Raw genomic sequence first — 12,291 nt, 5'->3', positions numbered from 1 at the left:
GAGACATGTCCGAGACCGTGCCCCAGACCGGGAAGACCCCTGTCGACTTCTGGTTCGACCCGCTCTGTCCCTGGGCCTGGATGACGTCCCGCTGGATGCTGGAGGTCGAGAAGGTCCGTGACGTGGAGGTCCGCTGGCATGTGATGAGCCTGGGCGTCCTCAACGAGGACAGGCTCGACGAGCTGCCCGACTCCTACCGTGAGTTCCTGACGACCCGGGCCTGGGGCCCGGTCCAGGTCGTCATGGCCGCGCAGCAGAAGTACGGCGAGGAGGTCGTCGGCAAGCTGTACACCGCGCTGGGGACCCGCTTCCACAACCAGGACCTCGGCTCCGGCCGCGAGGTCATCGCCGCCGCCCTGGAGGAGGTCGGCCTGCCCGCCGAGCTCGCCGAGTACGCGGACGTCGACAACAGCGCCTACGAGTTCGACGCGGAGCTGCGCGCCTCCCACAAGGAGGGCATAGACAAGGTCGGCCATGACGTCGGCACCCCGGTCATCGCCGTGCCCGGCTCGGACGGCGAGCAGATCGCCTTCTTCGGCCCGGTCGTCACCCCGGCCCCCAAGGGCGAGGCCGCCGCGCGCCTGTGGGACGGCACGCTCCTGGTCGCCTCGACGCCGGGCTTCTACGAGATCAAGCGGACGCGCACGTCCGGCCCGGTCTTCGACTGATCCGGCGCCCCCCGGTGTCACGGCCCCCGCGCACACACGCGCGGGGGCCGTGCCGCACCCCCGGTCTACTCCCCGTACAGCGCGGCCAGCCGCGGCAGGCGCCTCGCTATCTCCCCCGTGTCGTCGAAGTCGAAGTCCCAGCCCGGGTCCAGCTCCGGGTAGCGGATCGTGAAGCTGTCGCCGGGCAGCTCCTTGCCGGTCGCGGCCAGATGTGCGTCCCAGGCGATGCCGAGCGCCTCCTCGCACTCCATCTCCCAGCCCTCCACCGCCGCGTCCCGCACCGCCGACAGGCCCGCGAGCGCGTCCGGGTCGGCCACCGCGCGGTCGAACACCTCACGCCCCTGCGCGATCAGCCAGCCCCGGAAGTAGTCGAATCCGTCGTCCGAGCACCCGCCGTTGATCGTGTACGCCGCGGCCCAGAGCGGCTGGCGGTAGGAGGCGGCCATCAGGTCCCAGAAGACCTGCTGGAATGCCACTATCTCGTCGACCGGCCGGGCCGACAGCAGGTCCGCGGCCCGCGCCGCGACCGCCTCGGCGTCCGCCGCGTGTGCCACCTGCGCGCGGGCGTCGTCGATGAGCGTCCAGAACTCCTGTGTGTCCATGGCTCCGAGCATGGCACCCGCCACTGACAACGGGACCGGAGCGAAGGGATGAAGCACCGGCACACGGATGCGCGCACGCGAACGGCCCCCGCGAGTCACGTCCTCGCGGGGGCCGTCCGTATTTCCGCCCGCAAGTGAAGGTTGAGAAGACGATCACGAGCAGGACGATCAGGGGGCAGAGCCGGGTGCGGCTCTACGGGACCAGCAGCAGGTTGTTCCCGGCGGCCTTGGCGGCGGCGTAACGCTTCGCCACGTCCTGCCAGTTGACGACGCGCCACATCGCCTCGATGAAGTCCACCTTCTGGTTCTTGTACTGCAGGTAGAAGGCGTGCTCCCAGGCGTCGAAGACCAGGATCGGGGTGGAGCCCTGGCCCACGTTGCCCTGGTGGTCGTAGATCTGCTCGACGACGAGACGGCCGCTGACCGGCTCGTACGCGAGAACGCCCCAGCCCGAACCCTGCGTCGTCGCGGACGCCTTGGTCAGCTGGGCCTTGAACTTGGCGAAGGAGCCGAAGGATTCGGCGATGGCGTCCGCCAGCTCGCCGACGCCGTCCGCCTCCAGCGGCTCGCCGCCGCCGTCGCCGGTCATGTTGTGCCAGTAGATCGAGTGCAGGATGTGGCCGGAGAGGTGGAACGCGAGGTTCTTCTCCAGCCCGTTGATCGAGCCCCAGGCGTCCTTGTCGCGGGCCTCCGCGAGCTGCTCCAGGGTGTCGTTCGCGCCCTTCACATACGCCGCGTGGTGCTTGTCGTGGTGCAGCTCGATGATCTCCGGGCTGATGACGGGTTCGAGCGCGGCGTAGTCGTACGGAAGTTCAGGAAGCGTGTAAATGGCCATGTCCGAAGCCCCTCCGACTGCTTGTTGCAACTAATGTGCAAGTGCATGCTACCAGCAGGTATGCGCTGTCGCAGCTAAGGGTGACCAGCAAAAAGCCCTGCGTCCGGAGGTCTAGGACCTCCGGACGCAGGGCTTTTGCGGTTTCGGGGCGGGGCGACTCAGGCCTCCTGGCGGGCTCCCGTGCGCTGGCGGACGTAACCGATGACGGCGAGGACCACCGTCAGCACCCCCGTCGCCATCAGCTGGTCGCGGGTGTCGGACTGACGGGCCATCAGGACGAAGATCCCGGCCATCGCCGCCAGCGCCACCCAGGTCAGCCCCGGGTACAGCCACATCCGCACGACCAGCTTCTCCGGCGTCTCGCGCTCGGTGCGCCGGCGCAGCAGCAGCTGGGAGACGGCGATGAAGATCCAGACGACCAGGATCACCGCGCCGATCATGTTCAGCAGCCACGGGAAGACGTCGTCCGGCCGCCAGTAGCTCAGCAGCACGCACCCGAAGCCGAAGACCGAGGAGCACAGCACCCCGACGCGCGGCACGCCGCCGGAGATCCGGCCGAGCGCCTTGGGGCCCTGGCCCCGGTCGACCAGCGAGTACGCCATGCGGGACGCGCCGTAGATGTTGGCGTTCATCGCGGAGAGCAGGGCGACCAGGACGACCACGTTCATGATCTGCCCGGCGCCGTCGATGCCGAGGTGGTCGAGCGCGGCCACGTACGGGCCCTTCGCCACCACGGTCTTGTCGTTCCAGGGCACCAGCGTGACGATGACCGCCATCGAGCCGATGTAGAAGACGGCGATGCGCCACATGGCCGTGCGCACCGCGCGGGCGACGCCCTGCACCGGCTTCTCGGACTCGGCGGCCGCGATGGTGACCGTCTCCAGACCGCCGTACGCGAAGACGGAGGCGAGCAGTCCGAGCACCAGGCCCTCGGAGCCGTTGGGCATGAACCCGCCCTCGCCGGTGAGGTTCGAGGTGCCCGGGGCGGGGGTGTCCGGCAGGACGCCGAGGATGGCGAGCAGGCCGAGGACGAGGAAGAGGGTGATCGCGGCGACCTTGAGCGCGGCGAACCAGAACTCGAACTCGCCGAAGTTCTTCACGGCCGCGAGGTTGGTGGCGGTGAAGACGAGCATGAACAGCGCCACCCAGGCCCACTCCGGCGTACCGGGCAGCCAACCGGTGACGATCTTGGCGGCGCCGATGCCCTCCAGGCCGACCGCCACGCACAGCAGCACCCAGAACGCCCAGCCGGCGGTGAAGCCGGCCCAGGGCCCGATGGCCCGCTCGGCGTGCACGGAGAAGGAGCCCGATGCGGGGTTGGCCGCCGACATCTCGCCCAGCATGCGCATCACGAGCATGACGAGCGCGCCGGATATGCCGTAGGCGAGGATGATCGAGGGCCCGGCGGCGGCGATTCCGGCGCCGGAGCCGACGAAGAGCCCGGCGCCGATGACGCCGCCGAGGGCGATCATCGAGAGATGGCGCTGCTTGAGGCCGTGGGTGAGAGGGGAGTCGACCTTCGGCTGCGCGTCGGTCGTCGCGGGCGCGGGTGTCCGGGACATGGGCAGGCCCTGTTCAGTAGCTGAGACGGGGAGCGGGAGCCACAGTCTGGGTGCGGCACCGCTCAGAGGGAACACCAGACCGCTATCCGGACACTCGACTCACACAGCGTGAAGCTCTGCGCACATCTTGTCCACGGAATGAACACTTCCGTCCTCGTGGGTCCCGCCAAACCCGCCCGTAACTACCGACCTGACGGTCGGTCGGCCACTTCGGTGGTCCGCGTGTGCCACTCCCGTACGAACGCGACCACGAGCACGGCGGCCGTCGCACCCGCCGACCACAGCACCTGGGGCCGGGCGTCGTCGTCGAGGAGCATCAGGACGAGCACGGCCGCCATCGCCGCGAGCGCCGCCCACGTCAGATACGGGAAGGCCCACATCCGCAGGGTCAGCCGCTCCGGGGCCTCGCGCTCGATCCGGCGGCGCAGCCGCAGCTGCGAGACGGCGATCAGACCCCACACGAACAGGAGCACCGCGCCGACCGCGTTGAGCATGTAGAGGAAGACCGAGTCGGGCCACTTCAGATTGAGCAGCACCGAGACGAACCCGAAGGCCACCGACGCGAGCACCGCGCGCCGGGGCACCCCGCCCCCTGACACCTTCAGCAGCCCCTTCGGCGCCTCGCCGCGCTCGGCCAGCGAGAAGACCATCCGCGAGGAGCCGTAGAGATTGGCGTTGAGCGCGGAGAGCAGGGCCACGAAGACGACCACGTTCATGATCTGCCCGGCGCCGGAGACCCCGATGGAGTCGAGCACGGCGACGTACGGGCTGTGGCCGGGCTGCATCGACGTCCACGGCAGCAGGGTCACGATGACCAGCATCGAGCCCACATAGAAGAAGAGGATGCGCCAGACCGCGCTGCGCACCGCGCGGCCGACCGCGCGCACCGGGTCGTCCGACTCGGCGGCCGCGATGGTGACGACCTCAAGACCGCCGAACGCGAAGATCACCGCGAGGACGCCGGAGACCACGCCGTCCCAGCCGTTGGGCAGGAAGCCGCCCTGCCCGGTGAGGTTGGTGAACCCGACGGGCTCGGTGTCCGGCAGCACCCCGAAGACGGCGAGCAGCCCCAGCGCGAGGAACAGGACGATCGCGCCGACCTTGAGCGTGGCGAACCAGAACTCGAACTCGCCGAAGTTCTTCACCGCCGCCAGGTTGGCGACGGTGAACACCACCATGAAGACGAGCACCCAGGCCCACTGCGGCATCCCCGGCACCCACCCGTGCGCGATCTGGGCCGCGCCCGTCGCCTCCACGGCGAGGACGACCACCAGCAGGAACCAGTACAGCCAGCCGACGCTGAACCCGGCCCACCGGCCGAGCGCCCGCTCGGCGTGGACCGAGAACGACCCCGAGGCGGGCATCGCCGACGACATCTCGCCGAGCATCCGCATCACCAGCATCGCGATCGCGCCCGCGATGAGGTACGAGACGACGATCCCCGGTCCGGCCACCGCGATCCCGGCGCCCGACCCCACGAAGAGACCGGCGCCGATCACCCCGCCCAGGCCCAGCATGGTCAGATGGCGCTGCTTCAGCCCGTGGGACAGCGGCTCGGGGTCCACCGAGGCGGTGTCGGCGGCGGTGGCCCCGGCCGTGGTCTTGCCGTCGTGCATGGCGCTCGTCACTCTCGGATCAGCAACTGATCGTTTATGGGGAACCTACAGTCTCCCCGAGCCCGTGCCGGATCCGCAAAACCACCCGTACTCCTCATCGGCGCAGTGACGAGGGTCACGCCAACGGACGGAAGCAGTCCGGCCTTTGTGCGGTCTCCACCAAGGCCCCAACCACCGCTTTGTGGGCCGCTGATGGTGATCGAGTGAGAATCCCTCGGCTAACGTCACCGTTGTCCCCAGCACGTATCTGCCCGTCCCCGACCTCGCGGAGCCCTTGATGGCCACGACCACTGTCACCGCCCCTGCCGCACCCCGTACCGGCAAGGTCCTCGCCGACCTGCTGCCCGGCGCCCGTACCCGGGACGTCGCCCTGGTGCTCGGCGGCGCGGCGCTCACCGGCGTGGCCGCCCAGATCGCCGTGCCCGTCCCGGGCTCCCCGGTCCCGGTCACCGGCCAGACCTTCGCGGCCCTGCTGGTCGGCACCTCGCTGGGCGCCCGCCGCGGCTTCCTCTCGCTCGGTCTCTACGCGCTGATCGGCATGGCCGGGATGCCGTGGTTCGCCAACGGCACCTCGGGCGCGGGCGGCGCGTCCTTCGGCTATGTGCTCGGCATGCTGCTCGCCGCCACCGTCGCGGGCGCCCTCGCCCGCCGCGGCGGCGACCGCTCGGTGCTGCGCACGGCGGGCACGATGGCCCTCGGCTCGGCGATCATCTACGCGGTCGGTGTCCCGTATCTGGCCGCCTCGACCGGCATGTCCCTGAACCAGGCGGTCGCGGCGGGCCTGACCCCGTTCCTGCTCGGCGACGCGCTGAAGGCGACGCTGGCGATGGGGGCGCTGCCGACGGCGTGGAAGTTCGTGGGCCGCAAGTAACGAAGACAAGTAACGAAGAGCCGAAGAGGGGCCCGGACGCTCAGCGCGTCCGGGCCCCTCTCGCGTGCGCATGCTCAGTGCGTACGCCTGCGGTGATGGCGGGTGTTGGCCCACCAGATGCCGGTGGAGCCGACGAAGAGGAGCAGGCCGGCGGCCGCGAGCAGCGGCAGTACGCCGTCGTTGACACCGGTCTTGGGGAGCTGGGACGGCGGGGTCGGGGCGGGGGTGCCGGGCGCGGACGGCGACGGGGTCGGGGTCGGGCTCGCGGAGCCGCCGGGTGGGGCCGCGGGCACGTTGTCGGTGCCGAGCAGGAGCGGGGTGTCGGGGGCGTTGGGTGTGGGCTTGGTGGTCCCGAACGGAACGGGCCCCTGCTGCCACAGCAGCTTCTCACCGGTGCCCTCGGTGACCGGCAGGCAGATCTTCCCGGTCTTCGTCAGGTCGTATGTCGCCGACACCGTGTACGACTTGTCGGCCCCGGCGCCCAAGTTGTCGATGACACAGGCGAATCCGGTGTTGGTGCCCTTCGGCAGTTTGTTCTCGGGAACGGTCGCGCACCCGTCCACACCGGTGATCCGCATACCGTCGAGACCGAGGACGGTAAGGGTGATCTGGCCGGTGTCCTTGGTGCCCTTGTTGATGATTTTCGCGGTGAGAGTGGTTTTCCCGGAGGAATTGGCGACCTTGATTTCCTTCGGCAGCTCGGTGGAGATCTTGAGCTCGGCCGGGGCGCTGGGCCCGGGCGACCCGCCCTGATCACTGCCGGGTGTGGGATCCGCGGCAAAAGCCGACGCCCCCAAAGGCAGAACGAGCAGCCCGGCGAAAAGACCGGCGGCCAGAGATCCCCAGTGTTTCTTCGAACGCATTTCCCATCCCCCTCAGCCGAGTTGGCGGCTGGCGTACCGAGAGCAGTGCTGAGAAGGGTCCCACAAGATTTCGCGGAATTATGCTGTGATGGTGGCAAGTTCGTGATTTCTGTCCTGGTCGCACCAGGTGCTGAGGGGGCGGGCGGTAATGCCGGGAATTCGGGGGCTGTTGGTCGCGGGGCGATACCGACTCGACGCCACGATCGGCCAGGGTGGAATGGGGCGGGTGTGGCGGGCGTTCGATGAGATCCTGGACCGCCAGGTCGCCGTGAAAGAGATGCGGATGAACGACCTGGACGCCGAGGACAGCCGCATCCGCCGCGAACGCACCCTGCGCGAGGCGCGGGCGACGGCCCGTATCGACCATCCCAATGTGGTGCGCGTCTACGACGTGGTGGAGGAGTCCGACCGCCTCTGGATCGTGATGGAGCTGGTGGATTCGCGCTCCCTGGAGCAACTCCTGGTCGAGGACGGCCCGGTGCCTCCGCGCGAGGCGGCGCGGATCGGGCTGGGCCTGGTGGAGGCGCTGCGGGAGGTGCACGCGGTAGGGGTCCTGCACCGGGACATCAAGCCCGGGAACGTGCTCCTGAGCCGCACCGGCAGGGTGGTCCTGACGGACTTCGGCATCGCGGCGATCCAGGACGCGGTGGCGCTGACGGTGGTGGGGATGCTGGTCGGCTCGCCGGACTACATGGCGCCGGAACGGGTGGGCGGCAGGCCCCAGGGCCCGGCCTCCGACCTGTGGTCGCTGGGTGCGACGCTGTGCGCGGCGGTGGGCGGCCAGTCGCCGTTCGCCCGCGAGACGACCCTGGCGACGCTGCACGCGGTGCTGTACGAGGAGCCCGAACTCCCGCGCTCGGCGGGCCCGTTGGCCCCGGCGCTCGCCTCGCTCCTGGTGAAGGACCCGGCCGAGCGCCCCACCCTGGACGCCCTGACGACGCTCCTGATGCCGATAGCGGCCCCGCCGACGGTCCTGGCCCGCACCCCGACGCTGGCGGTCCGGGCCCGCACGGCGCCCGAGCCGGTACGGGACGAGCCGCTACCCGAGCCGCGGGCAAAGCAGGCAGCCCCCGCCCCCGCACCGCCACCCACCCGGGCCCCCGAGCCCGAGACCCCCCAGCCGGGCCCGAGCCAGCGCCCGGCCTGGGCCGCGGGAACAGAAGCACCCGCCGGAGGGCCGGGAGCCTCGACGCCGCCCCCGCCCACCCCCCACCCCCAGCGGGCCCCGGGGCGGAGCCCCGAAGGGGGTGCAGGGGGCGAAGCCCCCGCTGGGGGTCTGGGGGCGCAGCCCCCAGAAACGCCCCTCCCTCCCCTCCCACCTCGACCCACCCCCACCCCCGGAGGCCACGCGGCGGGGCCGCACATGTCACAGCGGGAAGGGGCGGGGTGGGGGAATCGCCGCCGTCTGGCCCTCACCGCCGCGGCCGTCACCGCGGCCACGGCCATAGCCGTCGTCCTGGCCACGACCCACGGCACCGGCGGCAACGGCAGCGCCGGCAGCGCGACCACCAGCACCCCCACCGTCGCCGGCACCTCCCGGCCCCCCAGCAGCCCGCCCCCCGGCACCCTGGGCGAGACCGGTTTCGCCTGGGCACCCCCCGAGGGCTGGACCCGGACCGCCAAGAGCCCGTCCAACATCCACTACCACGCCCCGGGCGGAAAACAGGAGATCGCCGCCTCGTACGCACTCGTACGCGGCGGCGATCTCATGGCCCAGTGGCAAGAGGCCGAACAGGGCTCCCACGACGTCCCGGGCTACCGGAACATCCGACTGGAGCGGACCACCTTCAACGGCCGCCCGGCCGTCGTCTGGGACTACTACTTCACCCAGGACGGCGACCCCTGGAAGGCCCGCCAGACGGGCTTCGACGAGGGCGGCAAGTCGTACCAGGTCAACATCTGGTACCTCGCCGCCACCGAGGGCGACGCCCTGCGTGCCTACTCCGCGGTGACCTCGTCGTTCACACCGCTCTGAGCGACGGCGGCCTCGACGACCGCACCGCGCTGCATGAAGTCCCGCACCAGCGCGATGGCCACGACGACCGCCGCGACCAGCAGCGAGAGGAGCACCTGCTTGCGCCCGGCGTCGTCGGTGAGCATGTAGACGAGCACGAAGGAGATCATCGCGATCGTCGCCCACGTCAGATACGGGAAGAGCCACATCTTCACGGTCAGCTTCTCCGGCGTCTCGCGCAGGATGATCCCGCGCATCCGCAGCTGCGTGAAGCAGATGACCAGCCACACGAACAGCGCGACCGCGCCGGACGAGTTCAGCAGGAAGTCGAAGACGGTGTCCGGCCACTTGTAGTTGAAGAAGACGGCCACGAACCCGAAGAGGACCGAGCAGAGGATGGCCGCCTGCGGCACGCCCCGCGCGTTGGTACGGGCGAAGGCGCGCGGCGCGTCACCGCGCTGGCCGAGCGAGAACGCCATACGGGAGGCGGTGTACAGACCGGAGTTCAGGCAGGACAGCACCGCGGTGAGCACGATCACGTTCATGATCTGGCCCGCGTGCGGGATGCCGATCGAGTTGAGCGCCGCGACGTACGAGCCGTCCTTGACGATCGCCGGGTCGTTCCACTTCAGCAGCGTCAGGACGACGAGGATCGAGCCCAGGTAGAAGACGCCGATGCGCCAGATCACGCTGTTGGTGGCCTTGGTGACGGCGCGCTGCGGGTCCTCGGACTCGCCGGCGGCCAGGGTGACGATCTCGCTGCCCATGAAGGAGAAGACGACCATCAGGACACCGGTGAGAATGGCCCCGGCGCCCTTCGGCATGAATCCACCGGCATCGGTGAGATGCGCGAACCCGTCACCGGGGTTGTCGGACCCGGGCAGGATCCCGAAGACGGCCAGCAGGCCGATGGCGACGAACGCGCCGATGGCCACGACCTTGATCCCGGCGAACCAGAACTCGAACTCTCCGTAAGAGGAGACCGACACCAGGTTCGTGGCGGTCAGCACGATCATCACGATCAGCGCCCAGCCCCACTGCGGGACCGCCCCGACCCAGCCGTGCAGGATCTTCGCTCCGGCGGTGGCCTCGACGGCGAGCACCACGACCCAGAAGAACCAGTACAGCCAGCCGATGGAGAACCCGGCCCAGCGGCCGAGCGCCTGGTCGGCGTAGGCCGAGAAGGAGCCGGAGGTCGGCCGGGCGGCGGCCATCTCGCCGAGCATCCGCATCACAAAGACGACCATGAGGCCGACGAGCGCGTACGAGAGCAGGATGGCGGGACCGGCCGCGGCGATGCCGGAGCTGGAGCCGACGAAGAGCCCCGCTCCGATGACACCGCCGATGGCGATCATGGAGAGGTGACGGTTCTTGAGACCGGCCTGGAGGCCGTTGGAGCCGTGCGGGGCGCCGACGACGGGGGAGTCGGGCGTTCCGGGATCGCCCGGTCGGCCTTCTTCCTTCGCAAGGGAGGGTTGCGAGGTCATGGACGAATCCTTAGGTCTAAGGGTCGCTCGGGTTACGAACCAACGCATTGAAGCCCGGTACTCCCAGGTACGGAAGGCCTGACTCCGAATCGTGATGAGGGGAACAAGGTCATCAGTTCTCCGGGACGAAGGTCCTTACCGGGTCTCACCCCGATGAACCCTGCCCGCCGGATCGCATGCCACACTCGTGGGCATGCGCGTGTACCTCGGTTCAGACCATGCCGGATACGAACTCAAGAACCACTTGGTCGAGTGGCTCAAGGCCCACGGCCACGAGCCCGTCGACTGCGGTCCCCACATCTACGACGCCCAGGACGACTACCCGCCGTTCTGCCTGCGCGCCGCCGAGAAGACGGCCGCGGACCCGGACTCGCTGGGCATCGTGATCGGCGGTTCCGGCAACGGTGAGCAGATCGCCGCGAACAAGGTGAAGGGCGTACGGGCGGCCCTGGCCTGGAGCGAGCAGACGGCGGCGCTGGGCCGTGAGCACAACGACGCGAACGTGATCTCCATCGGTGGCCGGATGCACACCGAGGCGGAGGCGACCAAGTTCGTCGAGATCTTCCTCAGCACGCCGTACTCGGGTGAGGAGCGCCACACCCGTCGCATCGAGATGCTGTCGCGGTACGAGACGACGGGCGAGCTCCCCGAGATCCCCGCGCACCACCCGCAGGGCTGACCTCGCCTCATGCCCGAGGGCCACACGATCCACCGGCTGGCCGCCGACCACGAGCAGTGGTTCGGCGGCCGCCGCGTACGCGCGTCCAGCCCGCAGGGGAAGTTCTCGGACGGGGCGGCGCTGGTGGACGGCCAGGTGCTGGAGGTGGCGGAGGCCCACGGCAAGCACCTGTTCCTGGGCTTCGGCGGCCCGGTCGGCTGGATCCACATCCACCTGGGCCTGTTCGGCAAGTACGCGCTGGGTACGGGCGCGGTGCCGCCGCCGACCGAGACGGTACGGCTGCGGCTGACCGGTCCCGGCGGGTACGCGGACCTGCGCGGCCCCACGACCTGCGCGCTCATCACGGACGCGGAGAAGGCGTCCATACACGCCCGTCTGGGCCCGGATCCGCTGCGTCCCGCCGACACCGGCGAGAAGGCGTGGGCCCGGATCTCGCGCAGCCGCACGACGATCGCGGCGCTGCTGCTGGACCAGAAGGTCATCGCGGGCGTCGGCAACGTGTACCGGGCGGAGGTCCTGTTCCGCCACGGCGTGGACCCGTACCGGGAGGGCCGCTCGCTCTCCCGTGCCGAGTGGGACGCGGTGTGGGCGGACCTGGTGGTGCTGATGCGGGAGGGTGTACGTCTGAACCGCATCGACACCGTGCGGCCGGAGCACATGCCGGAGGCGATGGGGCGTCCGCCGCGGGTGGATGACCACGGGGGAGAGGTGTACGTGTACCGCCGCGCGACGCTCCCGTGCCACGTCTGCGGCACGGAGATCCGCACGGCGGACCTGTCGGCCCGCAACCTGTTCTGGTGCCCGAGGTGCCAGGGGCGCGCGTAAGGGGGGATGAGCCCCCACCCCGCCCCTTCCCTAAGGCCCTCCGGCGGGCGGCCGGGTGGTGGGTCGGGCCGGGCTGCCGGGGGCTTCGCCCCCCCCCGGACCCCCCTGAGTTCGTCTGCGGACCGTGGCCGGTTGCTCGCGCAGTTCCCCGCGCCCCTAAAGGGGCGCCCCGAAGGGGCGCATTTAAGGGGCGCGGGGAACTGCGCGACCAGCCATCTACGGTCCGCAGACGAAAGACGTCCGGGGTCCGGGGCGCAGCCCCGGGAGCGCCACCTTCACCCACCCACCCCCGGAGGGTTTAGGGAAGGGGTGGGGTGGGGGCTCCAACC

The 12,291-nt window shown here is 70.3% G+C and carries 11 protein-coding genes; 5 read left to right on the top strand and 6 right to left on the bottom strand.

Annotated features, from left to right (window positions below; translation table 11 throughout):
* Positions 1-5: 5 nt before the first annotated feature.
* Positions 6-668, top strand: a complete 663-nt coding sequence (locus tag BX283_RS16265) for a DsbA family protein (RefSeq protein ID WP_101388325.1) — start codon at positions 6-8, stop codon at positions 666-668.
* Between the two features lie 65 nt (positions 669-733).
* Here the strand turns inward: BX283_RS16265 and BX283_RS16260 are convergent, their stop codons facing one another.
* The 4 genes from BX283_RS16260 to BX283_RS16245 form a co-directional block, all read right to left on the bottom strand.
* Entirely contained in the window at positions 734-1,270 is a 537-nt protein-coding gene (locus tag BX283_RS16260) for a DUF4240 domain-containing protein (protein ID WP_101388324.1), read from the bottom strand.
* A gap of 193 nt (positions 1,271-1,463) precedes the next feature.
* Positions 1,464-2,105 (bottom strand): superoxide dismutase, encoded by a 642-nt coding sequence (locus BX283_RS16255; RefSeq protein WP_101388323.1) that lies wholly within the window; start codon positions 2,103-2,105, stop codon positions 1,464-1,466.
* 158 nt (positions 2,106-2,263) lie between these two features.
* Positions 2,264-3,667 (bottom strand): amino acid permease, encoded by a 1,404-nt coding sequence (locus BX283_RS16250; RefSeq protein WP_101388322.1) that lies wholly within the window; start codon positions 3,665-3,667, stop codon positions 2,264-2,266.
* Between the two features lie 182 nt (positions 3,668-3,849).
* Entirely contained in the window at positions 3,850-5,283 is a 1,434-nt protein-coding gene (locus tag BX283_RS16245; RefSeq protein WP_101388321.1) for an amino acid permease, read from the bottom strand.
* A gap of 277 nt (positions 5,284-5,560) precedes the next feature.
* Here BX283_RS16245 and BX283_RS16240 point away from each other — a divergent pair, with 277 nt between their 5' ends.
* Positions 5,561-6,154, top strand: a complete 594-nt coding sequence (locus BX283_RS16240) for a biotin transporter BioY (protein WP_101388320.1) — start codon at positions 5,561-5,563, stop codon at positions 6,152-6,154.
* A gap of 74 nt (positions 6,155-6,228) precedes the next feature.
* On the opposite strand, the gene BX283_RS16235 is transcribed toward BX283_RS16240, so the two are convergent.
* Positions 6,229-7,017 carry a hypothetical protein gene (locus tag BX283_RS16235; protein ID WP_101388319.1) on the bottom strand — a complete coding sequence of 263 codons (789 nt, stop codon included), beginning with the start codon at positions 7,015-7,017 and terminating at the stop codon, positions 6,229-6,231.
* 148 nt (positions 7,018-7,165) lie between these two features.
* On the opposite strand from BX283_RS16235, the gene BX283_RS16230 reads away from it, so the two are divergent.
* Positions 7,166-8,992, top strand: a complete 1,827-nt coding sequence (locus tag BX283_RS16230; protein ID WP_101388318.1) for a serine/threonine-protein kinase — start codon at positions 7,166-7,168, stop codon at positions 8,990-8,992.
* Here the strand turns inward: BX283_RS16230 and BX283_RS16225 are convergent.
* Positions 8,956-10,458, bottom strand: a complete 1,503-nt coding sequence (locus BX283_RS16225; protein ID WP_101388317.1) for an amino acid permease — start codon at positions 10,456-10,458, stop codon at positions 8,956-8,958. The two genes, BX283_RS16230 and BX283_RS16225, sit on opposite strands and share 37 nt — an antisense overlap.
* Before the next feature lie 193 nt (positions 10,459-10,651).
* Here BX283_RS16225 and BX283_RS16220 point away from each other — a divergent pair, with 193 nt between their 5' ends.
* Both BX283_RS16220 and BX283_RS16215 read left to right on the top strand, forming a co-directional pair.
* The gene (locus tag BX283_RS16220; RefSeq protein ID WP_101392378.1) at positions 10,652-11,137 is read left to right on the top strand and encodes a ribose-5-phosphate isomerase; all 486 of its coding nucleotides are present in this window, start codon (positions 10,652-10,654) and stop codon (positions 11,135-11,137) included.
* Positions 11,138-11,146: 9 nt separating this feature from the next.
* Entirely contained in the window at positions 11,147-11,962 is an 816-nt protein-coding gene (locus tag BX283_RS16215; RefSeq protein ID WP_101388316.1) for an Fpg/Nei family DNA glycosylase, read from the top strand.
* The last annotated feature ends 329 nt before the right edge of the window (positions 11,963-12,291 follow it).

Source organism: Streptomyces sp. TLI_146, from assembly GCF_002846415.1.
In the GTDB taxonomy this organism is placed as follows: domain Bacteria; phylum Actinomycetota; class Actinomycetes; order Streptomycetales; family Streptomycetaceae; genus Streptomyces.
Note: the sequence above shows the minus strand (reverse complement) of the source record. Positions and strands in the feature narration are given on the sequence as shown.